Here is a 22838-nt window from a genome sequence, read left to right as displayed (position 1 = left end):
CCCCCAGACCCTCCCCTCACCGGAACCGCCAGAAAGCAGGCAGCCAGCGTGACCACCGAAGCATTCGTCTACGACGCGATCCGCACCCCGCGCGGCCGGGGCAAGGCCACCGGCTCGCTGCACGGGACCAAGCCCATCGACCTGGTCGTCGGCCTGATCCACGAGATGCGCCGCCGCTTCCCCGACCTCGACCCGGCGGCGATCGACGACATCGTGCTGGGGGTCGTGAGCCCGATCGGGGACCAGGGCTCGGACATCGCCAAGGTCGCCGCGATCGCGGCGGGGCTGCCGGACACGGTGGCCGGCGTCCAGGAGAACCGGTTCTGCGCCTCCGGCCTGGAGGCGGTCAACCTGGCCGCGGCCAAGGTCCGCTCGGGTTGGGAGGACCTGATCCTCGCGGGCGGCGTGGAGTCGATGTCGCGGGTGAAGATGGGCAGCGACGGCGGCGCCTGGGCGATGGACCCGATGACCAGCTACGAGACCGGCTTCGTGCCCCAGGGCATCGGCGCCGACCTGATCGCGACGGTCGAGGGACTCTCCCGCACGGACGTGGACGCGTTCGCGGCGGAGTCGCAGGCGCGCGCGGCCGAGGCGCTCAAGGAGGGGCGCTTCGAGCGCTCGGTCGTGCCGGTGCGCGACCGCAACGGGCTGGTCGTCCTCGACCAGGACGAGTTCGTCCGTCCGGGGACGACGGTGGAGTCGCTGGCCGGCCTGAAGCCGTCGTTCGCGACGATCGGCGAGCTGGGCGGCTTCGACGCGGTGGCGCTGCAGAAGTACCACTGGGTCGAGAAGATCGACCACGTGCACCACGCCGGCAACTCCTCCGGCATCGTGGACGGCGCCTCGCTCGTCGCGATCGGCTCGAAGGAGGTGGGCGAGCGGTACGGGATGACGCCGCGGGCGCGGATCGTCTCGGCGGCCGTCTCCGGCTCGGACCCGACGATCATGCTGACCGGCCCGGCACCGGCCACCCGCAAGGCGCTGGCCAAGGCGGGGCTGACGGCGGCCGACATCGACCTGGTCGAGATCAACGAGGCCTTCGCGGCGGTCGCGCTGCGCTTCATCCGGGAGCTGGGCTTCGACCACGCGCAGGTGAACGTCAACGGCGGCGCGATCGCGCTCGGCCACCCGCTGGGCGCGACCGGCGCGATGCTGCTGGGCACGGTCCTGGACGAGCTGGAGCGTCGCGACCTGCGCCGCGGCCTGATCACGCTGTGCGTGGGCGGCGGTATGGGCATCGCCACGATCATCGAGCGGCTGTGACCAGCCACCCCCTCCCCGACCACGACCGCACGCCCGCTGGAGAAGCAGAGATGACGACCGCTCAGAACGCAGCAGCCCAGACCGCAGCAGCGCAGACCGCAGCAGCCGAGACCACCACCATCCGCTGGGAGCAGGACGGCGAGGGCGTCGTCACGCTCGTGCTGGACGACCCGACGCAGTCCGTCAACACCATGACCGAGGCGTTCCGTGCCGACCTGGCCGCGACCGTGACGCGCCTGAAGGCGCTGCGGGAGGCGGGCGAGCTGCGCGGCGTGATCGTCGCATCGGCCAAGAAGACCTTCTTCGCGGGCGGCGACCTGCGCCTGCTGAGCCAGGTGCGGCCGGAGAACGCGCAGGAGTTCTTCGAGGGCTCGATGGCGCTCAAGCGCGACCTGCGGGCGCTGGAGACCCTCGGGGTCCCCGTCGTCGCGGCGATCAACGGGGCGGCGCTGGGCGGCGGGCTGGAGATCGCACTGGCCTGCCACCACCGTGTGGTGCTGAACGACTCCTCCGTCAAGATCGGGCTGCCGGAGGTCACGCTGGGTCTGCTGCCGGGCGGCGGCGGGGTGGTGCGCACGGTGCGGCTGCTGGGCATCACCGACGCGCTGCTGAAGGTGCTGCTGCAGGGCACCCAGCACCGTCCGGCGCAGGCGCTGGAGGCCGGGCTGGTGCACGAGCTGGCGGCGGACCGGGAGGAGCTGCTCGCCAAGGCGCGGGCGTTCATCGACGCGAACGAGACGGCGCAGCAGCCGTGGGACGTCAAGGGCTACAAGATCCCCGGCGGCACCCCGAGCCACCCGGCCTTCGCCGCGAACCTGCCCGCCTTCCCGGCGAACCTGAGCAAGCAGCTGAACGGCGCGCCCTACCCGGCGCCGCGCAACATCCTGGCGACGGCCGTCGAGTCGGCGCAGGTGGACATCGACACCGCGTTCGCGATCGAGGGGCGCTACTTCACCGAGCTGGCGACGGGTCAGACCGCGAAGAACATGATCCAGGCGTTCTTCTTCGACCTGCAGGCCGTCAACTCCGGCGCCAACCGCCCCTCCGACGTGCCCGCCCACAAGGTGACCAAGGTGGCCGTGCTGGGCGCGGGCATGATGGGCGCGGGCATCGCGTACTCGTGCGCGAAGGCCGGCATCCAGGTGCTGCTGAAGGACGTCACCGTGGAGGCGGCCGAGCGGGGCAAGGCGTACTCGGTCGGCCTGCTGGACAAGGCGCTGGCGCGCGGCCGCACGACCGAGGCCAAGCGGGAGGCGCTGCTCTCGCTCATCACCCCGACCGCGGACGTGACGGACCTGGCGGGCTGCGGCGCCGTCATCGAGGCGGTCTTCGAGAACACCGAGCTGAAGCACAAGGTCTTCGCGGAGATCCAGGACGTCGTGGCGCCGGACGCGCTGCTCTGCTCGAACACCTCCACGCTCCCGATCACGGAGCTCGCCGAGGGCGTGAAGCGGCAGGAGGACTTCATCGGGCTGCACTTCTTCTCGCCCGTGGACAAGATGCCGCTGGTCGAGATCATCAAGGGCGCGCGGACCGGGGACGAGGCGCTGGCGCGCGCGTTCGACCTGGTGCGGCAGATCAACAAGACGCCGATCGTGGTCAACGACTCGCGTGGGTTCTTCACCTCCCGGGTCATCGGACAGTTCATCAACGAGGGCGTGGCGATGGTCGGCGAGGGCGTCGACCCGGCGTCGGTCGAGCAGGCCGCCGCGCAGGCGGGGTACCCGGCCAAGGTGCTGTCGCTGATGGACGAGCTGACGCTGACGCTGCCGCGCAAGATCCGCAACGAGGCCCGCAAGGCGGTCGAGGCCGCGGGCGGCACCTGGGCGCCGCACCCGGCGGACGTGGTGCTGGACCGGATGCTCGACGAGTTCGACCGCCCGGGGCGCAGCGGCGGCGCGGGCTTCTACGAGTACGTGGACGGCAAGCGGGCCGGGTTGTGGCCGGGGCTGCGGGAGCACTTCGGCAGTGAGCACAGCGCCGAGCTCTCCGGCCGGAAGATCCCGTTCGAGGACATGCAGGAGCGGATGCTCTTCGCGGAGGCCGTGGACACCGTGCGCTGCCTGGAGGAGGGCGTGCTGACCTCCGTGGCCGACGCCAACATCGGCTCGATCCTCGGGATCGGCTTCCCCGGGTGGACCGGTGGCGTGCTGCAGTACGTCAACGGCTACGAGGGCGGCCTGCCGGGCTTCGTGGCCCGCGCCCGTGAGCTGGCCGCCGCCTACGGCCCGCGCTTCGAGCCGCCGGCGCTGCTGGTGGAGAAGGCCGAGCGCGGCGAGGTCTTCGCGGACTGACGCCGTGGCTTCCGTGGCGGCGCGTCAGGAGGGCGCGCCGCCGTGGAAGGTGAGGGCGACGCCGTAGCAGGCGGACGCGATCGCGCCGGCCGTCAGCAGCCACCGCGCGAACACCGGCCGGTCAGCCAGCCACTGGGCGGCCGGGTAGAGGAGCGTGAAGGCCGGCAGCAGGAAGCGGGCGATCGGCGGCTCCGGCGAGGAGTTGACGAAGTCGACGAGGAACAGCGCGAGCCCGAAGACGAGCAGCGGGACGGGCTGACGGCGCGTTCCGCGCTGCCGGAAGGTCGCGACGAGCAGGCCGAGGTAGGCGAGGCCGGTCAGCGCCATCGGGATGCGGCCGACCGCGTGGCGCTGTGAGGGGTGGCCGAAGGCGAAGAGCCGGGTGGCCTCGTCCGCGTACCAGCGCAACGTGGTCCAGCCGAAGTCGATGCCGGTGTCCCAGGCGGCCTGGATGTGGAAGTAGGCGGTCGGCGAGCCCACCGCCCAGGCGGTGTAGGCGAGGTAGCCGAGCCAGCCCAGCGGCGCCAGCAGCGCGGCGGCCACCGGGCGCCAGTCGGACAACAACGCCCGCCGGCGCCACAGCTCCACGGCGGCGGTCACGACGACGGCGGCGATCAGCGCGGTGGCGGACGGCCGGGTGAGGCCGGCGGCCACGCAGAACAGACCCGCCGTCAGCCACCAGCGGCGCAGCAGGGCGTAGAGGCTCCACGCGGACAGGGCGGTGAACAGCGTCTCGGAGTAGCCGTAGCTCTCGACGGCGGCGAGCGGCAGCACGCCCCACAGCACGACGGCGTAGACGCCCACCCTCCCCCGGCCTCCGGCCGGGGGTACCCCCAGACCCCAGAGTCGGTCGGCGATGGCGAAGATGCCCCAGGCGGCGAGCAGCGCGGAGGCCCAGGAGACGACGACCAGTCCGCCGGCGGTGCGGAGGCCGGTCAGTTCCGAGGTGAGGTGTCCGAGCCAGGGGTAGAGCGGGAAGAAGGCGCGGGGCGAGTAGGGGATGCCGTGGGCGCCGATCAGGCCGTTCGTGCGGGAGTAGCCGTGGTCGGCGATGCGGGCGTACCAGCCGGAGTCCCACAGCGTGCCGAGGCGGGTGATCGGCGCGATGTGGTGGGCGCGCCCCCAGGCGACGACGAGGAGCACGCCGAGGGCGCGCACGCCCGCGTAGGCGGCGAGCGCGGGCGCGGCCCGGCGCAGCCCGCGTCGCAGCGGGCCGAGCCGCGATCCGAGCCGGGAGAGGTCTGCGGTCACGACCGAACCGGAGGAGGCGGGCGCGACGGGGACCGTGTCGCGCTCGCGCGCGAACCGCTCCGCGGCCGGGTGGTCCCCCCGCATCGTCCGCCCGCCCCTTCCCGTGCCTGTTCCCGACGGATCGCCGTGCACCGTGCGCCGTGCGCCGTGATCAACAAGCAGCGCGGATCGATCCTACGGGCAGCCGCCAGGCGGGACGGGGGGACGCGGGGGGACGCGCCGCCGAGGTAGGTAAGAAAACCCGGAGGCCCGCCACGGCGCTGCCCCGAGTGAGTGCGGCCGCGGCGAGCCTCCCCCGGCGACGCCGCCGGCTATGTCAGTCGTGCGGGACACATGAGGGAGAAAACCGAACAATCCCGACGGCGACACGCGGGGAAAGTCACATCACGTTGCGCATATGCCGGATGTCGTGTGCGCCACATGAAGGCCTTCCGACCGGGATCTCACCTCGATTTTCCGAGCCGTACACATAATCCGTACATAGTGGAGTGCCACACTGTCCTCTCCACCTGCGGACGGTCGCAGCCGAGCACCACGCGGCAGCCCGCCGCTCCACCGCGTCTTCGTTCCACCGAATCTCCGAGGAAACCGTGACCGCTCCGACCAGCGCGCCCGTGCACGAGGAACCCCCAGGGGACGATCCCGAGCCGAAGGCGCCGGTCCGCCGAATACTTCCGGCTCGCCTGTTGTCACCCGCGCGACAAGACGTCCTGTTCGGAGCCTGGCGTGCCGCCGAGCCGGCGCTGCTGCTCTTCCTGGTGGTGCGTGCCGCCGGGATGTCGATCATCATGCTGCTCAGCCCGGGCACCCCGGGCTACGCGCTGCACCGACTGGCGGTCCACTGGGACGCGGCGTGGTACCTGGACGTGGCCATGCACGGCTACGACCACGCGATCCGGCCGTGGCTGCCGGGCGTGCCGCTGCAGAGCACCAACCTGGCCTTCTTCCCGATCTTCCCGTGGATGATCCGGACGGTGCACACGCTGCTGCCGTTCGTCCCGTGGGGCGGGGCCAGCATGCTGACGGCCTGTCTGTGCGCGGTCGGCGCGGCCTGGGGCATCTTCGCCGCGGTCAACGCGCGCTACGGCGACAAGGTCGCCACGGCGGCTGTCGTGCTCTGGGGCATCGCCCCGGTCGCCGCGGTGGAGACGGCCGGCTACAGCGAGTCCGCGTTCACGATGATGGCCGCCTGGACCCTGTACGCGGTGGTCTCCCGGCGCTGGCTGCTGGCCGGTGTGATGTCGGTCCTCGCGGGCCTGACCCGGCCGACGGGCGTGGCGGTGGCGGCCGCGGTGATGCTGACGGGCGCCATGGAGCTGTGGGTCCGGCTGCGGGAGCGCGGCGTGCGGTGGACGCTGCCGAACCGCCTCGGCTTCCTGGACCGGCTGCCCTGGTTCGACGGCGCGGACGTGCGCGAGGTGACGCCGGCGCGGGAGCCGGACCTGTGGCGCGTGGTGGTCGCCATCGTCGTGGCGCCGCTCGGCTGGTTCGGCTTCGTGGCCTGGACCGGCGTGCGGCTGCACACCTGGGACGCGTACTTCAAGATCCAGAAGCTGTGGCACTCGGAGTTCGACTTCGGCAAGTCCACGGCGCACGACTTCAAGCACCTGTTCACCACGGCGAACCCGGTCGGCCTGTACTACCCGGTGGTGGCGGGCATCCTGATCGCCGCGGCGGTGCTCTTCTTCACGACGATCGCGCAGCGGCAGCCGCTGCCGTTCGTGGTCTTCACCTTCGTGATCATGGTGATCTCGTTCGGCGACACCGCGTACTTCGGCTCGCGGGCCCGCTTCCTGCTCCCCGCCTTCCCGCTGCTGATCCCCATCGCGGCCGGACTGGTGCGGGTGCGCACCCGGGCGACGCTGATCGCGGCCCTGATCGCGGGAACGCTCTGCTCGGGCCTGTACGGCGCGTACATGCTGCTGTACTCCCCCACCGCGCCCTGACGACCGCACCCTGACGACCGCACCCTGACCCGCCTCACTCCGAGGGATTTGCGACCGGCCTCTTGTCGACGAAGCTACTGTCGGGTAATTCTTACTGACGCCAGGTCTAGTAAGACGTGCCAGAGCCGGTCGCGCCCAGGGAGTGCCGTATGCCCGCCGATGTCTCGTACCAGCACGACACCCCGCAGGGTCCGCGCACCGTCACCGTGCGGTACGAGCGGCGCGGCAGCGGCACGCCGCTGCTGCTCCTGCACGGGATCGGCCACCACTGGCAGGCCTGGGGGCCGGTGCTCGACGCGCTCGCCGAGGAGCACGACGTCGTCGCCGTCGACCTGCCCGGCTTCGGCGCCTCCGCGCCGCTGCCGCCCGGCTCGGCCTACGACCTCGACTCGGTCGTACCCGGCCTCGGCGGGCTCTGCACCGCGCTGGGCATCGAGCGCCCGCACGTCGCGGGCAACTCGCTGGGCGGTCTGCTGGCGCTGGAGATGGGCCGCCGCGGGCTAGCCCGCTCGGTGACGGCGCTCTCCCCGGCCGGCTTCTGGAACCGGCCCGAGCAGGCCTACGCCTTCAGCCTGCTGCTCTACATGCGCCTCGGCGCCAAGACCCTGCCCGCGCCCGCGGTGCGTCGCCTGGCCCAGCGGCCGGCCACCCGGGGCGTGCTGGTCGGCAGCATCTACGCCCGCCCCGCCCTGCGCGGACCGGCGGAGGCCGTCGCCGAGACGGAGGCGCTGCGGGACGCCAAGGGCTTCGCGCAGACGCTGCGCGCGGGCCTGAACGTGAACGTCACCGAGGACGTCACCGACGTGCCGGTCACCATCGGCTGGGGCACCAAGGACCGGCTGCTGCTGCCGCGTCAGGCCGACCGTGCCCGGCTGCGGATGCCCAAGGCGCGCGTCGTCCCGCTGCCGGGGTGCGGGCACGTGCCGATGAACGACGATCCGGAGCTGGTGGCGCGGACCGTCCTCGACGGCAGCAAGGACCTCTAACCCAACCTCTGACCTCGGGTTTCTCCGAGTCGGGCGGCCTGTCACGCCGCCACCCTCACCCGATCGTGTACTCCCCCGTTCGGGTGAGGGAGCAGGCCGACGGACCTGACAGCGTGTCACCATGCGGGCGTGCCACCTGTGATGTCACGCGACCCCGCCGCCCCCGAAGACGACGAGCCCGACGACAGCCCGGCACCCCTGGGGGTGAGACCGCCCGGCGCCCACGCGCGCCGTGCGGTCCACTGGCTGTTGTCCGGCCACAGCGCCCCCGAGCTGCTGCGGCTGCCGCCCGCCCAGGTCAACCGGATACTGACCGTGCTGGCCTGCGCCTCGATGCTGATCGGGGCGCGGGACATCTGGAACCGCACCATCGTCAACCAGCAGGTCCACGCGTTCGCGGTGATCCTCTACTTCGGCGCGATCCTGGTGATCGGGGTGCTGGCGCTGAGCGTGCGCACCCGGCGGGCCATGACGCTGGTGGACCTGTCCATGCTGGCGGTCGCGGCGCTGCAGTGCCTGAACCGCTTCTACGTGGTCACCGCCGCCAAGCCGCCGGTCAGCGGGGTGCCGTCCAGCCACGTCTACTACGGCACGGACGAGGGCTCGCTGATCCACATGGCGGCGCGGACGCTGCTGCACGGCGGGCACATCTACGGCACCCAGTGGCCGCAGATCTTCACCCTGTTCCACGTCGGCACCACGCCGCTGATGAACGGCGGCGCGGCCACGGGGCTGGACTACCCGCCGCTCGGGCCGGTGTTCACGGCGGTCCCGATGGGCCTGCACCTGAGCCACCCGCCGGCCGGACTGGCCGCCACGGCCATGCTGCTGCTGGCCTCGGTGGTGATGTTCCTGCTGCTGCCGGTCGCCTGGCGGCCGGTCGCGGTGATCGTCTGCTTCGGCTTCGGTTGGCTGCCCAACTACGCGCAGATGGGCTACCCGGGCTGCATGGAGCTGCCGTTCCTGCTGGTGACGGTCGCCTACTGGCACCGGACCGGGCGCGGCGGGCGGCTCGGCTGGGTGGGCGTGACGCAGGCGGTCTGCCTCGGCCTCGCCTGCTGCCTGCACCAACTGTCGTGGTTCCTCGCGCCGTTCCTGCTGATCGGGATGTTCATGATCCGGCGCGGGGAGCTGTCGGCGCGCGACGCCGCCGCCGTGGTGCTGCGCTACGCGGCGATCAGCGCGGGCGTTTTCCTGGTGATCAACCTGCCGTTCGTGCTGCAGGGTCCGCACGCCTGGCTGGAGGGTGTGCTGACGCCGCTGACCCAGCAGGCGATCCCGGCCGGCCAAGGGCTGGTCGGGATCTCCTCGTTCTTCACCTCGGGCTCCGGCAACCTGCACCTGTACAGCGTTGCGGGGCAGCTGCTGGGCCTGGCGATGATGGTGCTGCTGGTGCTCTTCCCGCGCCGGCTGGGCCCGGCCGTCACGGTCATGCCGTGGCTGGTCTTCTACCTCTCGACACGGTCCCAGCAGGACTACTTCGACCTGACCGTGCCGCTGTGGGTGATGGCCGCGGCCACCGTCTCGGCGGCCGACTTCGACCGCGCCTGGCACCCGCGGGTCGGCCCGCTGGCCCGGCGCAGCGTGCGCACCGCGCTGGTGCCGCTGCTGCTGACGCCGACGGTGCTGGTCATCACGGCCGCGATGCTGACGCCGCCGCCGCTGAAGATGAACGTCACCGCCATGAACGGCACCGCGGGCTCTGGACGGTTGGCGCTGGTGGACCTGCTGACACGGGTGCGGGTGACCGTGAGCAACACCAGCGACGCGGCCGTCAGCCCACACTTCGCCACCAGCACCGGGGCGACCATCTCGGACTACTGGAAGGTGCTGTCCGGCCCGGCGACGCTGGCCCCGCACAGCACCGCCGTCTACGTGCTGAAGGCGCCGTGGGGCGGGGTGGACACCCCGGGGGTCAAGGGCAGGATCCTGTTGCGGGCCGTCAGTTCGCAGCCGATGACGCTCTCCTCGCAGCTGATCGGCGTCGGGCCGGACCCGTCGACGCTGCCGGCGTCGATCCGGAAGATCCTCGACTCGGGCCGCGGTTTCCCGCGCGGCCCCGGCGAAGGGCCGGTGGGGAGTTACGGGCGGTAGGGCAGCGCCGGGACCTGGAAGCAGTTGGCGTTCATGTCGGGCACCTGGGTGACCCAGCCGCCCTTGCCGCCCTGGGCGGAGTCCTGCCAGCGGGCCACGTTCAGGCAGGCGTGCTGCGGGCCGGTGGGCGGGTTCGCCATCGGGACGAAGGAGGACGGCTCGATCAGGTCGTGGGCGGTGTAGGGCTGCTGGCGCTGCATGAACGTGTCGACGCAGGAGCGGGTCACGTCGCCGCCGCAGGAGGACGCGGCGTCGGTGAACCACTGCGCACCGGCCCAGCCGAGCAGCTCCCACTCGGAGAGCTGCGCCTGCCGGTCCGGGAAGTACTTCTGCATCCCCGCACGGAACGCGGCCACGGCCGGGTACTGGGTGTCCTCGTAGTTGCGGGCGTCCGAGGTGACCCACAGGGCGTTGCGGCACCCGGGTGTCTGCGCGTAGTCGGTGCGGGCCTGCTCGGACCAGTTCTGCTCGTTGGTGACCTTGGCGGTGACGGTGACCCCGGCGGAGGCCATCGCCTGGCACAGGCCGCTGTTGCCGCGGGTGTCCATGGCGTCGAGCAGCAGCTGGGCGTGGTCGGCCTTCATCCCGGCGGCGACAGAGCCGAAGTTGGGCAGCGCGAAGTCGACGGTCTCGCTCAGCACGTCGTAGCCCTCGGCCTGGAGGCCCTGGGCCAGTTGGGCGGCGTAGCGGGCCGAGTCCGCCTGGTTGTAGGCGACCACGACAGCTCGGGTCAGGCCCAGCTTGGCCTTGAAGTACCGGTAGACCTCCGTGGTCTGGTACAGCTCGCCGTTCCAGCCGACGGACTTGCCGTCGCGCGGTTCGTCGCTGCCGTAGATCTGGTAGAGGTGCGGGTACTGGTCGTACTGGGTGCCGATGGTGATGCCGCCGATGTCGGGCACGCCCTGGGAGCTGACGTAGGGCGCGCCCGCGTAGTCGAGGACGCTGCCCGCGACGAGCGCGACCACGTGGTCGGAGTCGATCAGCTGGTGCACGCAGGACTGGTTGCCGATGCCCGCTCCGCTGTCGTCGCAGGTGAAGACCTGCACCTGGCGGCCGTTGATCCCGCCGCTCGCGTTCAGCGCCTTGAAGAACGCCTGGGCGCCGTAGAGCGGGCCGGTGAAGGTGTCCCCGCCGATCGGACTGGAGACGGAGGTGACGATGCCGACCGGGATCGGCGGCCGGGCGGCGGCGGGGGCTCCGGAGGGGGCGTTCTCGAAGTCCTTCAGCGGCAGCCGGCTGCCGCAGCCGGCCGTGAGCGCGAGCAGGCTCGCGCAGCTCAGCAGCGCGAGGACGGACCGAGCCGTCCTCGTGCGCTTGTCGCGGTGCGGCAGGCGGCGCCTCACCTCTCCATCCTGTCACCAACCGGTCAGGAGCAGCCGGGGATCGGGGAGCTGCCGGCCTGGAGTTGCAGCAGGCCGCACAGGGTGGTGTCGCCGACCTTCCAGACGCCGCCCTCGAGGACCGACTTGCCCTTGCTGGCCTTGAGCGCGACGGCGCCGGAGAGGCAGACGTTGTAGGTGGTGTCGGCGGTGGTGGCGCTGGTGAAGTTCACGCCGGTGACGGCCACGGTGGTCTGCGCCGCCTGGGGGTCGCCGGCGAACTGCTGCATGGCCGGGGCGAGCTTCTGGGCGTTCTGCAGCAGGCCCATCTTGGCGCTGATCGGGGTCGACGGGTCGAAGAACTGCGCGTAGTCCGTGGCGATCTTGCCCGCGGCGCCGGTGGTGTCGGCGGGGCCGCTGCCGCCGACCGTGGGCGCCACGGCGTTCCCGCAGGCGGCCGCGGCGGCGGACGCCGGGGGGCTGCTCGCCGCGGCGGGGGTCGTCGGGGCCGCCGCGGAGCTCGACCCGGCGTCGCTGCTCGGACCACCGGAGTTGCCGGAGCTGCCGCAGGCTGCGGCGAGCAGCAGCACGGCTGAGCCGACCGCGGCCCGCAGGACCAGGGATGCGCGTTGCATGTTCGGTCACCGCCCTCTGTCTGTCATGTCTCTGCCCGGAAATCTGACTTACCATCAGCTCTGGCTCACCAAGCTAACGCCGAGGGGATCGTCAGGAACCCTCCCGGGCGGGTATTGATGAGGGAACGTGACCATTCACCCGCCGACACCGTGACCGGGAGAGGACGCCATGAAGCTGCCGCCGTTCGGGGGACGGGGCCTGCGCGGCCGGTTCGGGCTGGCCGCCGGGGCGGCCGGGGCGCTGCTCTGCGTGCTCGGCTGGTACGGCGTCTCCGGCGAGCGGTACGCCGAACGGCAGCTGCCGTACCTGGCCTCGGCGACCATCCCGGGCGCGGCGCTGATCGTGGCCGGGGCGGTGCTGCTGGCCCGCCCGGACGACGAGGAGGAGGGGCGCGAGCGCGCGGCCGGGGACGAGGAGACCCGGCGGCAGCTGCGGCTGCTCTACGAGCTGCTGGTGGAGGAGGCGGGCCGGACCGGCGCGGGCGGCACCCAGGCGGGCGGCGACGCCGGGGAGCAGAGCTCCGCCCCGGGCCGGCTGGTCCACCTGCCGAACGGGCGTACCTACCACCGGACCGGGTGCCTGCTGGTCGAGGGACGCGGAGACGCGCTGCCGATCACCCCGGCCGGGGCGCAGGAGCGCGGGCTGCGGCCCTGCCCGCTCTGCATGACGGCGGAGCCGGGAGCCACCGAACGACCCGCCCCGGGGGTCTGAATGTCCTCGCTGCCGCTCGATCTGGCACAGGCCGGGCTGACCGTCGGAGCCGCGGCGGCGCTGTCGGGGATCGGGCTGGTGGTCTGCTACCGGGCCACCGGCGTGCTGAACCTCGCCCAGGGCGCGATCGCGATGGTCACCGCCTACGCGGTACGGCAGACGATCGTGGTGTGGCACTGGCCGCGCGCGCTCGCTGTCCCGGTCTGCCTGCTGGTCTTCGCGCCGGCCATCGGCTGGGCACTGGACGCCGTGGTGTTCCGGCGGCTGCAGCGGCGCGGCGCGGGACCGGTGGAGAGCCTGGTCGCCTGTCTGGGCGTGTTCGTGCTGCTGGTGGGTGCGGCGTTCCTGCTGTGGGGGCCGACGCCGCTGGCTGACGCGCCGAGCCTGCTGCCGTCCTCCCCATGGGCGGTGCTGGCGGTCGTGGCGGTGCTCGGCGCGGCCGTCGCCGCGGTGGGCCGTTGGACGGCGTTCGGCACGCAGGTGCGGGCGGTGGTCGACAACCGGCGGCTGGCTGAGCTGTCGGGCGTGGACGCGGACCGGGTGTCCTCCGTCGGCTGGGCGTTCGGCGCGTTCACGGCGGGGCTGACCGGCGCGGTGCTGGCGCCCGGGCTGCGGCTGGACCCGTACGGGCTGCCGCTGCTGGTGATGGAGACGATGGCGGTCGCGGTGATCGCCGGCCTGCGCAGCGTCGGCGTCGCGGTCGCGTCGGCGCTGGCGCTGGGAGTGCTGCAGAGCGAGCTGACGCAGTTCCATCCGGGCGGGTGGGCGCAGTCGCTGCTGCAGGCCGTCGGGGCGAACCTGTTCGCGCTGGCGCTGCTGGCGGCGGTGCTGTTGTTGCGGCTGCGGTTCCCCGGCTCCGAACGGCGGGCCTACCAGGCGGTGCTGACCGGTCCCCCGATCATGGCGAGGACCGAGGCCTCGCCGCGGGCCTTTGCCACGCGGATCGGCTGCGCGGCGCTGCTGCTCCTGCCGTTCGCCTTCCGGCCGGACGATCTGCGCGCGGCGCTGCAGGTGCCGGCGCTGGCGCTGGTGCTGCTCTCGATCGTGGTGGTGACCGGCTACGGCGGCCAGGTCTCCCTCGGGCAGGCCGGTTACGCAGGGCTCGGGGCGCTGTTCACGGGGCTGCTGGCGGGCGGGGGGCGGGTGCTCGGGCTGCCCGCGTTCCCGGCGCCGGTCGCGTTGCTGGTCGCGGTCGTGCTGGCGGCGCCGCTGGGGCTGCTGGTCGGCTGGCCCGCGATCCGACGGCGCGGCCTGGTCCTGGCGCTGACGACCTTCGCGGTCGGGACCGCCATCAGCCGCCTGGTCTTCCAGCAGCCCGCGGCGACGACCGGCGTGGTGCTGGACCGCACCGGGCTGCTCGGCCACGACCGGTTCTTCTACGGCCTGGAGCTGGCCCTGCTGGCGGCGGCGCTGCTGCTGGTCCGGGCGCTGCGGCGGGGCCGGATCGGGCGCGCGCTGGGCGCGATGCGCGACCACGAGGCGGGCGCGGCAGCGGCCGGGGTGGACGTGCCGCGGCTGAAGCTGCTGGCGTTCGTGGTCGGCGCGGCGCTGGCCGCGCTCGGCGGCGGCCTGCTCGGCCTCGGCGGCCAGGCCTTCGACCCGAACGCCTTCGACCCGGTCATCGGGCTGATCTGGTTCGCGGCGGTGGTCGTCTTCGGCGCGGACAGCGCGGTGGGCGCGGTGCTCGCGGCGGCGCTGCTGGTCGGCCTGGACACCGGCACGGTCGCGGGCGTCTCCACGGCGGTGGTCGGGGCGCTGGCCCTGCTGCTCGGACGGCTGCCGCCGGGCGGCCTCGCGGGCTTGGCCCGCCGCCCGGCGCGGTGGACGGGCACGGCGTCGACGCCTGCGCCGGGGTCGCTGCCGGTGCCCGGGCTGGGCGAGCTGCGCCTGACGCCGTTGGGGCGGCGGCTGGCGGCGCGACTGCCCGTGCCCGCACCGTCGGCGGCGCCGGCGGGCGAGGCACCGTCCGGGCTGCCTCCGCTGGCCGGGGAACGGCTCACGGCCAGGAACGTCACCCGGCGGTTCGCGGGTGTGACGGCCGTGGACGGGGTGACGCTGGCCGTGCCGCCGGGCCGGATCACCGCGCTGACCGGGCCGAACGGCGCCGGCAAGTCCACGCTGTTCGACTGCCTGAGCGGTGCGGGTCGCCCCGACGCGGGCCAGGTGCTGCTGGGCGGCCGGGACATCACCGGGCTCCCGGACCACGCCCGCGCCCGGCTCGGGCTGGCCCGCACCTTCCAGCAGCTCGCGGTCTTCCCGGGGCTGACCGTCGCGGACAACATCCTCGTCGGTGCGGAGCAGGCCGCGGGCGGTCGGCGCACGTCGAGCGCGGTCGAGGAGACCCAGGCGGTGCTGCGGCTGCTGGGCCTGACCGCGCTGCGCGACCACGCCGCGGCGGGCCTGCCGACCGGCACGCTGCGCCTCGTCGAACTGGGCCGCGCGCTGGCCATGGCGCCGACGGCGCTGCTGCTGGACGAGCCGGCGGCGGGCCTGGACCGGCGGGAGACGGCGCTGCTGGTGGAGCTGCTGCACCGGCTCGCCGACGGCGGACTGGCCCTGCTGCTGGTCGAGCACGACCGCGAGCTGGTGGACGAGCTGGCCGGCGGCGTGCACGTGATGCGGGCCGGACGGACACAGTTCCACGGCGGCCGGGTGGGGGTGACGCGTGACGCTTGAGATCGAGCTGCGCGGCGCCCGGGTCCGCTACGGGCCGCTGGAGGCCCTGCACGGCGTGGATCTGCCGGTCCCGGCGGGGGCGATGACGGTCCTGGTCGGCCGGAACGGGAGCGGGCGCAGCACCGCGCTGCACGCGCTGGCGGGTGTGGTGCCGCTGACGGCGGGGCGGGTGCTCTGGCACGGCGGAGCGGTGACCGCTCGGGAGATCACCGCTCTCGACACGTATCGGCGCTCGCGTCTCGGAATGGCGCTCCTGCCCGCCGAGCAGGCCGTCTTCCCCTCGCTGACCGTCGCCGAGAACCTCGTCGTCGCCGGCCCGCTCGGCGGCGGCGTCGACGCGGGGGTCGAGCTCTTCCCCGAGCTCGGCCGACTGTTGCCGCGCACGGCCGGCACGCTCTCCGGCGGCGAGCAGCGCATGGTCGCGCTGTCCCGCGTGCTCACCTCCCCCGCCCGGCTGCTGCTCCTGGACGAGTTCGGCCTCGGCCTCGCCGAGGAGGTCGTCGCCCGTGTCCACGCGGCGCTCACCGCGCTCGTCGCCTCCGGCCGCACGGTCCTCCTCGCCGAGCAGGCCCTGCCGGACGAGGTGGCCTGGGACTACGCCTACGAGCTGCGGCGCGGCGCCATCGTCGCCGCGCGCGAACGCGAGGCACCGCCGGTCACCTGAGCTTCAGCACCATGCCGGCCACGAGGTTGTCGGGATTCGGCCCGATCAGCGCCCGGTTGCGCGCGTACAGGGCCGGCCACCCGCCGGGCAGCCGGAACCGGTGCGCGATCGACGCGAGCTGGTCCCCGGGCCGGACCACGTACGTCGCCGGGACGGCGCCGGTGACAGGTGGAGCCGGCGTGGGGGTGGGGGTGGGGGTCGGCCGAGGCGTGGGCTTCGGCGTCGGCGTCGGGCGCGGCGTCGGCGTCGGGCGCGGAGTCGGGCGCGGAGTCGGGCGCGGAGTCGGGCGCGGAGTCGACTCGGGGCTCGGCGACGTGCTCGGCGACGGACTGTGCGTCGGCCGAGGCGTGGGCTTGGGGCTCGGCGTCGGGCTGTGCGTCGGGCTGTGCGTCGGGCTGTGCGTCGGCTTCGGGGTCGGGCGGCCGGTGAGGCCGAGGTCGCGGGAGCAGCCGGGCCAGGCGCCCCAGCCCTGCCAGGCGAGGATGACCTCGGCGACGGCGATCTGCTCGGCCTTGCTCGCCCGGTCGGGGCGGGAGGCGTAGCGGCCGCCACCGGCCTCGCGCCAGGTCTCCAAGGAGATCTGCAGGCCGCCGTAGAAGCCGTTGCCGGTGGCGATGTGCCAGCGGCCGCTGCTTTCGCACATCGCGAGGTGGTCCCAGACGGAGGCCGGGACCTGAGCGGAAGCCGTGTCAGAGACCATCGGCAGCACGCACAGCAGCGCGGCCGTGCCGACCGCCCCGCCGACGAGGAGCCTTCGTCGCGCTATGCCCATGGAAGCTGACGCTATGTCGACTTCCGCCATTCTCCGATTGTCATATCAATCGCCACGCCGTGGCCTCACCCACCCGGCGCAGCACGCACGGCTGCGCGGCCCACCGCCGTAGTGGTGGACCGCGCTGCCGCTGTCACTCGGCCGAGGGAAGCCCTCAGCCGAGGTTCAGCACCTGGCCCGGGAGGATCAGGTTCGGGTTGCCACCGATGGTGGTCTTGTTGGCGGCGTACAGGGAGTGCCAGTTGGTGCCGTGCGCGGCGGCGATGGCGCTCAGCGTGTCACCGGACTTGACGGTGTAGCTGCCCTTGGCGGAGGAGCCGGTGCTCTGGGCCGGGGCCGGGGCCGGGGTGCTCTTCTGCACGGGGGCCTGGGCCGGAGCAGGCGTGCTGCTCTGCGGGCCGGCGGCGCTGTTGTCAGAGGAGGAGCCGGCCGAGGAGTTGGAGCTGCCCGCGGAGGTGTCGACCGAGGCCGGGGCGCCACCGGCGGTCAGACCGGCCTGCGGGCCGCAGACGGGCCAGGCGCCCGGGCCCTGGGAGGCCAGGACCTTCTCGGCGACGGCTATCTGCTGCCCCTCGGTGGCCTGGTTGGCCTGCGCGGCGTACTGGGTGCCGCCGTAGGCCGCCCAGGTGCTCGGGGTGAACTGCAGACCGCCGTAGAAACCGTTGCCGGTGTTGATCGACCAGTCGCCGCCCGACTCGCACTGCGCGACCGCGTCCCAGGTGGAGGTCGACGCGGCGGAGGCGCTGCCCGCGGTGAGCAGACCGGCGACCGGAGCGGCGACCAGGGTGGCGGCGACGGCAGCGGTACGAACGCGGAACTTCATGAAAAGCCTTTCCACAGTCCCGGGTGGGCTGCTTTCGCGCCTCGCGCGTCCGCGCCCTCCGCTCCGTCACTCGCGGACAACCTGTCCTGTGACCGCGGGCACTGCCTCGGTGCTGCGCGACGATGCGCCGCAGGGCTGTGCGTTGACGGGCGAACCCGGGTGGTGCTCGTTGCACCGACGCCAACGACCGTAGGAAAGCCCGAGGTCGGTACTCAAACCCCCGGACGAAGTCGCAGCTCACCCGAGGGTTACCGGAGGTAAAAATCTTGGAATTCGACACGGGATGTCCGAATTAGGACTTTTGTCGAAGCGTCACCCGGCCGGATTCGTGAGCTGGGTCACAGAAAACGGCCTCTGAGTACGCGTGAGGTGCCCCACACGGTAGACAGAGGGTCACCACGCGATGCTCTCGTGTGACCGGATCGCACCTCTTTCCCGTGCTCGGAGCGCCCGAACCGTGACCCCGACCACATCCGTGCGTTTGTCATCACGGCCGGGCAGTCGCGCTCCGGCCCCCGCGATTCGAGGAGTCATTCGTGCAGCGCATGATCGACGTCAGCGACGAGGTCCGTGCCGAGATCGGTGACGACGAGGCCGATCGCCTGCTGGTCGGCGGCACCGCCCCAGACCGCTACGACTGCACCTCCTGCCGCGCGCCAGGCGACGTGACGCAGGAGCCGACGGCGACGGTCCTGTTCGTGGGCGAGGAGACGGCGGTGCTGGCCTTCGCCCACGCCCGGTGCATTCCCTCGCAGGTGGTCGAGGTCTCCGAGGAGCAGTTGCAGGGCGCGGTGCGGAACATCAGCGCGTCGACGGCCCCCGGCTCCGAGCAGGGCGTCGCTCCCGCACCGCAGTTGCACGTGCCGGAGTCGGTGCCGAGCCCCGCCGGCGGCCAGGTCGCCCCCGCGGTCCTCGGCGTCACCTGCGGTCTCGTCCTGTCCCAGGGCACGCCGCGCGCGGCGCTGGTCGTCGAGCCGACCGGCCCCGTCGGCCGCCCCGGCACGTCCGTGGGCGAGGACGCCTTCGTGGAACTGCTGATGGAGCACGGCTTCCAGCCGGTGTCCGAGGTCGACCAGCCGCCCGCGCAACTGCGCGGCTGGTCCGTGCTGATGGCGATGGGCCAACTCCACGCCGTCCTCCAGCCGGCGCCCGGCGGCGGCACGAACGCCTGGTGGCAGGCGCATGCACCGTTGCAGGTGACGGAGGCCTGGCGCAGCGCTGCTTCGCAGCAGGCGGAGGTCGTCATGTACGCCGCGCCGCACGGCACGATCGGCCGCCAGCCCCGCGAGGACCTCCTCCGCCAGGCCCTCGACAACGGCGCCCGCAAGGGCCTGCTGCTCGGCGCGACGCTGCCTTTGGCGGGCACCTGACGTTCCGTCGCACTCACCTTCAGGGGCGCGGGGAACTGCGCGACAATCCCCCAGCCTTCGGCCGGGGGGACCCCATGGGTGGTTTCTCGCGCCCACGCGGCGGAGCCGCAGATTGGCAGAGCCCCGCGCCCCTGGATAGTGCAACAACCTCCAGGACCCGCATCCTCGGGGGGTCCGTCTCGTTGGCCATGGCGTGCAAGCCTTCGAGACCTACCCCACGACCCCGCGGCTCGGTTGGCCGGCGAGCTCCGCGATTCCCGCCATGCGGCCCGCGTTCGAGCGCAGCGCCGAGCGGGACACGCCCATCTACGACGCGCTGTACGCCGAATTCCGGCGGCTCTTCCGGTCGTTGCCCGGGGACCGCACCGGCGAGGAGCACTTCAAGCTGCCGTACTTCGCCGACTTCGCCCCGCCGCAGGCCGCGCCCCAGACGCCCGGGCGGCACCGCAGCCGACTCTCGCTGCCGCCCGGTTCCATGTGAGCCGTCGGGCCCGTAGGGCTACTTCTTCTTCGCGCCGCGCTTCTCGCGGACCCGGACCGAGATGGAGATCGGGGTGCCGACGAAGCCGAACTCCTCGCGCAGGCGGCGCTCGATGAAGCGGCGGTAGCCGGCCTCGATGAAGCCGGAGGCGAACAGCACGAAGCGCGGGGGCTTCGTGCCGGCCTGGGTGCCGAACAGGATGCGGGGCTGCTTGCCGCCGCGCACGGGGTGCGGGTGGGCGGCGACCAGCTCGCCGAGGAAGGCGTTGAGGCGGGCGGTGGGGACGCGGGTCTCCCAGCCCTCCAGCGCGGCCTCGATCGCCGGGACCAGCTTCTCCATGTGGCGGCCGGTGCGGGCGGAGACGTTGACCCGGGGGGCCCACTGGACCTGGACCAGGTCCTGCTCGATCTCGCGCTCGAGGTAGTACCGGCGCTCGTCCTCCATCTTGTCCCACTTGTTGTAGGCGATGACGACGGCTCGGCCGGCCTCGACGGCCATGGAGATGATGCGGGTGTCCTGCTCGGCGAGGGTCTCGCTGGCGTCCACGAGGACGACCGCGACCTCCGCCTTCTCCAGGGCCGCGGCCGTGCGCAGCGAGGCGTAGAAGTCCGCTCCGGCGGTCTGGTGCACGCGGCGGCGGATGCCGGCGGTGTCGATGAACTTCCAGGTCTTGCCGCCGAGGGTGATCATCTCGTCGACCGGGTCGCGGGTGGTGCCGGCCAGCTCGTTGACGACCACCCGGTCCTCACCGGCGACCTTGTTGAGCAGGCTGGACTTGCCGACGTTCGGGCGGCCGATCAGGGCGACGCGGCGCGGACCGCCGACGGTCAGGGTGCCGAACTGCTGCTCGGGGGCCTCGGGCAGCGCCTCCAGGACGGCGTCGAGCATGTCGCCGGAGCCGCGGCCGTGGAGGGCCGAGACGGGGTAGGGCTCGCCGAGGCCGAGGTTCCACAGGGCGGCCGCGTCGGCCTCCGCTGAGGGGCCGTCGACCTTGTTGGCGCAGAGCACCACGGGCTTGCCGGAGCGGCGGATCAGCTTGACCAGCGCGTCGTCGGTGTCGGTCGCGCCGACCACGGCGTCGACGACGAAGAGGACGGCGTCGGCGGCCTCGATGCCCTGCTCGGCCTGCTGGGCGACCAGGCCGTCCAGGCCCAGCGCGTCGATCTCCCAGCCGCCGGTGTCGACGACCTTGAACCTGCGGCCGTTCCAGGTGGCGTCGTAGCTGACCCGGTCGCGGGTGACGCCGGGGCGGTCCTCGACGACCGCCTCGCGGCGGCCGATGATGCGGTTGACCAGGGTGGACTTGCCGACGTTGGGGCGGCCGACGACGGCGAGCACGGGCATCGGCACGTGGTCCTCGTCGAGGCTGCCGACCTCGTCGAGGTCGAAGCCCTCCTCCTCGGCGAGCTGCATGAACTCGGCGTACTCGGCGTCGCCCAGCTCGCCGTGCCCGGCCACGTGCCCGGCGTTCTCGTTACTCATGTGCGCGGTGCCAACTCTCGTGTTCGGCTGTGTGGTGGCGGGTGGGGGCTGCGCGGTCGCCGCGAGGCTCAGCCCAGGCGGGCGGCGGCGCGGTCGCGCACCAGCCCGATGATGTGCGTGATGACCTGCTCGGGGCTCATCTCGCTGGTGTCGACCTCGACGGCGTCGTCGGCCTTGCGCAGCGGCGCGGTGGCGCGACCGGAGTCGGCGGCGTCGCGGCGGTTGATGTCGGCCAGGATGGCGGCTATCGCGTGCGGGTCGGAGACGCCCTGCTGTGCGGCCCGGCGGGCGGCGCGGGTCTCGGCGGAGGCGGTGAGGAAGACCTTCAGATCGGCCTCGGGGAAGACGACGGTGCCCATGTCGCGGCCCTCGGCGACCATGCCGCGCTTCGCGGCGACCGCGGAGGCGCGCTGCAGCTCGACCATGCGGGTGCGCACCTCGGGCACGGCGCTGACGGCGCTGACGGCGGCGGTGACGGCCTGCTCCCGGATCGGCCCGGAGACGTCGACGCCGTCGACGGTGATGGTGGGCCCGTCGGCGTCGGTGCCGGAGACGACGTGCGGCTTGTCGGCGGCGAGCGCGACCGCGTAAGGGTCGTCGACATCGACCTCGTTGGTCAGCATCCAGAAGGTGACGGCCCGGTACATCGCGCCCGTGTCCAGGAAGCTCAGGCCCAGACGGGCGGCGATCTCCCGCGAGACGGTCGACTTTCCGGTGCCGGCGGGGCCGTCGAGCACGACGACGACCGGGGCAGAGGAGTGGTCCACGGGGCGGCTTCCTTCGGAACGCGGGGCAGGGGTCCACGTCAAGGTTACCGTCCGCGACCACCCGTCCGGCCGCGGAAGGAGCAGCGGGGGGCGGAAGGGGCAGCGGGGGTTTGCAGACCGGCCCTAGCGCAGCTGCCAGCCGTGCTCGCGCAGGGCGGCGGCGAGCGTGGGTATGGCGGCGGGGGCGACGCTGAGCTTGACCAGGCCGGCCTGCTGGCCGGTGGAGTGCTCGATGGCGACGTCCTCGATGTTGACCCCGGCGCGACCCGCGTCGGCGAAGAGACGGGCGAGCTCGCCGGGCTGGTCGCCGATGAGGACGACGACCTCCTCGTAGCGGGTGGGCGGCGCGCCGTGCTTGCCGGGGATCCGGGCGCGGCCGGCGTTGCCGCGGCGCAGCACGTCCTCGACGGCGACGGCGCCCTCGCCGCGCTTCTCCTCGTCGGCGGCCTGCAGGGCGCGCAGCCCGGCGACGGCGCCGGTGAGGTCGGCGGCGAACTCCTCCAGGGTGTCCGCGACGGCGCCCGCGTTGGCGCTGAGGATCTCCACCCACATCGCCGGGTTCGAGCCCGCGATCCGGGTGGTGTCGCGGATACCGGGCCCGGCCAGGCGCACGGCGTTCTCGCCGGCGTGCTCCAGCCGGGCGGCGACCAGGGAGGCCACGACCTGCGGGGTGTGGGAGACCAGTGCGACGGCGCGGTCGTGCGCGGCGGCGTCCATCAGGACGGGGACGGCGCCGCACAGCGCGACGAGTTCCAGCGCGGCGTTGAGGGTGTCGGTGGAGGTGTCCGGCATCGGCGTGAGCACCCAGGTGCGGCCGTCGAAGAGGTCGGCGCGCGCGGCGAGCGGCCCGGTGCGTTCGGCGCCGGCCATCGGGTGGCTGCCGACGTAGGTGGTGGTGTCGCAGCCGAGCGCGAGCACGTCCTGGCGCGGGCCGTCCTTGACGCTGGCCACGTCGGTGTAGGCGCGGGCGAGGCCCTCGCGCTGCGCGTCGGCGAGGACGCGGCCGACGAGCGCGGGCGGCACGGCGATGACTGCGAGGTCGACCTGGCCGGTCGGCGGTTCGGTGGTACCCGCGCCCAGCGACGCGGCGGTACGGGCCGCGTCGGGGTCGGCGTCGCGCAGGTGGACCGTCATGCCGCGGGCGCTCAGCGCGAGGGCGGCGGAGGTGCCGATCAGTCCGGTGCCGATCACGACGGCGGTGCGCATGCGGGTTCGTCCTCGGGGGTCGCAGAACAGGGGGCTCAGAGCGGAAGTCGTCAGAGCGGGGGTCTCAGGCTGCCATCATCCCCGAAAGATCGCGGGG

General features: G+C 73.2%; 18 protein-coding genes. 10 read left to right on the top strand and 8 right to left on the bottom strand.

All coding sequences use genetic code 11. The features are described 5' to 3' along the window. Positions 1-48 precede the first annotated feature (48 nt). Together DN069_RS23450 and DN069_RS23445 are read left to right on the top strand one after the other, a co-directional pair. Positions 49-1263: an acetyl-CoA C-acetyltransferase gene (locus DN069_RS23450; protein WP_111503920.1), complete on the top strand. Its 1215-nt coding sequence runs from the start codon at positions 49-51 to the stop codon at positions 1261-1263. 50 nt (positions 1264-1313) lie between these two features. Continuing rightward, entirely contained in the window at positions 1314-3557 is a 2244-nt protein-coding gene (locus DN069_RS23445; protein WP_111503918.1) for a 3-hydroxyacyl-CoA dehydrogenase NAD-binding domain-containing protein, read from the top strand. Positions 3558-3581: 24 nt separating this feature from the next. Here the strand turns inward: DN069_RS23445 and DN069_RS23440 are convergent, their stop codons facing one another. Then, the gene (locus DN069_RS23440) at positions 3582-4892 is read right to left on the bottom strand and encodes a hypothetical protein (protein ID WP_111503916.1); all 1311 of its coding nucleotides are present in this window, start codon (positions 4890-4892) and stop codon (positions 3582-3584) included. 506 nt (positions 4893-5398) lie between these two features. Here DN069_RS23440 and DN069_RS23435 point away from each other — a divergent pair. The 3 genes from DN069_RS23435 to DN069_RS23425 all read left to right on the top strand — a co-directional run bounded on the left by DN069_RS23435 (position 5399) and on the right by DN069_RS23425 (position 9834). Further along, the gene (locus DN069_RS23435; RefSeq protein WP_133260023.1) at positions 5399-6754 is read left to right on the top strand and encodes a hypothetical protein; all 1356 of its coding nucleotides are present in this window, start codon (positions 5399-5401) and stop codon (positions 6752-6754) included. 149 nt (positions 6755-6903) lie between these two features. Then, positions 6904-7740, top strand: a complete 837-nt coding sequence (locus DN069_RS23430; protein ID WP_111503912.1) for an alpha/beta fold hydrolase — start codon at positions 6904-6906, stop codon at positions 7738-7740. A gap of 129 nt (positions 7741-7869) precedes the next feature. Further along, positions 7870-9834 carry a hypothetical protein gene (locus tag DN069_RS23425; RefSeq protein WP_133260022.1) on the top strand — a complete coding sequence of 655 codons (1965 nt, stop codon included), beginning with the start codon at positions 7870-7872 and terminating at the stop codon, positions 9832-9834. On the opposite strand, the gene DN069_RS23420 is transcribed toward DN069_RS23425, so the two are convergent. Both DN069_RS23420 and DN069_RS23415 read right to left on the bottom strand, forming a co-directional pair. Continuing rightward, complete coding sequence (locus DN069_RS23420) at positions 9822-11177, bottom strand: ABC transporter substrate-binding protein (RefSeq protein WP_243639630.1); 1356 nt, start codon at positions 11175-11177, stop codon at positions 9822-9824. The two genes, DN069_RS23425 and DN069_RS23420, sit on opposite strands and share 13 nt — an antisense overlap. Before the next feature lie 23 nt (positions 11178-11200). Then, positions 11201-11788 (bottom strand): MTB12 C-terminal domain-containing protein, encoded by a 588-nt coding sequence (locus DN069_RS23415; protein WP_111503908.1) that lies wholly within the window; start codon positions 11786-11788, stop codon positions 11201-11203. 169 nt (positions 11789-11957) lie between these two features. Here DN069_RS23415 and DN069_RS23410 point away from each other — a divergent pair, with 169 nt between their 5' ends. From DN069_RS23410 to DN069_RS23400, 3 genes are read left to right on the top strand one after another with little or no spacing between them, the layout of a single operon-like run. Then, positions 11958-12500, top strand: a complete 543-nt coding sequence (locus DN069_RS23410) for a hypothetical protein (RefSeq protein WP_243639627.1) — start codon at positions 11958-11960, stop codon at positions 12498-12500. Then, positions 12501-15176, top strand: a complete 2676-nt coding sequence (locus DN069_RS23405) for an ABC transporter permease subunit (protein ID WP_111503906.1) — start codon at positions 12501-12503, stop codon at positions 15174-15176. It abuts the gene before it with no gap. Continuing rightward, a complete protein-coding gene (locus DN069_RS23400; RefSeq protein WP_111503904.1) occupies positions 15166-15840 on the top strand; it encodes an ATP-binding cassette domain-containing protein in 675 nt (224 codons plus the stop codon). Before DN069_RS23405 ends, DN069_RS23400 begins: the two co-directional genes overlap by 11 nt. Here DN069_RS23400 and DN069_RS23395 read toward each other — a convergent pair. Together DN069_RS23395 and DN069_RS42455 are read right to left on the bottom strand one after the other, a co-directional pair. Beyond that, positions 15833-16612 carry a LysM peptidoglycan-binding domain-containing protein gene (locus DN069_RS23395; RefSeq protein ID WP_165845610.1) on the bottom strand — a complete coding sequence of 260 codons (780 nt, stop codon included), beginning with the start codon at positions 16610-16612 and terminating at the stop codon, positions 15833-15835. The two genes, DN069_RS23400 and DN069_RS23395, sit on opposite strands and share 8 nt — an antisense overlap. Positions 16613-16766: 154 nt before the next feature. After that, positions 16767-17435 carry a LysM peptidoglycan-binding domain-containing protein gene (locus DN069_RS42455; protein ID WP_111503900.1) on the bottom strand — a complete coding sequence of 223 codons (669 nt, stop codon included), beginning with the start codon at positions 17433-17435 and terminating at the stop codon, positions 16767-16769. A gap of 536 nt (positions 17436-17971) precedes the next feature. Here DN069_RS42455 and DN069_RS23385 point away from each other — a divergent pair. Both DN069_RS23385 and DN069_RS23380 read left to right on the top strand, forming a co-directional pair. Further along, positions 17972-18805 (top strand): hypothetical protein, encoded by an 834-nt coding sequence (locus tag DN069_RS23385; RefSeq protein WP_111503898.1) that lies wholly within the window; start codon positions 17972-17974, stop codon positions 18803-18805. Positions 18806-19067: 262 nt separating this feature from the next. Then, positions 19068-19286, top strand: a complete 219-nt coding sequence (locus tag DN069_RS23380) for a hypothetical protein (RefSeq protein WP_133260021.1) — start codon at positions 19068-19070, stop codon at positions 19284-19286. A gap of 18 nt (positions 19287-19304) precedes the next feature. Here the strand turns inward: DN069_RS23380 and der are convergent, their stop codons facing one another. The 3 genes from der to DN069_RS23365 form a co-directional block, all read right to left on the bottom strand. Then, complete coding sequence (gene der / locus DN069_RS23375) at positions 19305-20768, bottom strand: ribosome biogenesis GTPase Der (protein WP_111503894.1); 1464 nt, start codon at positions 20766-20768, stop codon at positions 19305-19307. 68 nt (positions 20769-20836) lie between these two features. Then, positions 20837-21535, bottom strand: a complete 699-nt coding sequence (gene cmk / locus DN069_RS23370; RefSeq protein WP_111503892.1) for a (d)CMP kinase — start codon at positions 21533-21535, stop codon at positions 20837-20839. Positions 21536-21658: 123 nt separating this feature from the next. Next, positions 21659-22741, bottom strand: a complete 1083-nt coding sequence (locus tag DN069_RS23365; protein ID WP_111503890.1) for a prephenate dehydrogenase — start codon at positions 22739-22741, stop codon at positions 21659-21661. Positions 22742-22838: the final 97 nt, after the last annotated feature.

The sequence above is a fragment of the Streptacidiphilus pinicola genome (genome assembly GCF_003258295.1).
Lineage (GTDB): Bacteria > Actinomycetota > Actinomycetes > Streptomycetales > Streptomycetaceae > Streptacidiphilus > Streptacidiphilus pinicola.
The sequence above is the reverse complement of the archived record's forward strand: the minus strand, read 5'-3'. Positions and strand labels throughout refer to the sequence as shown.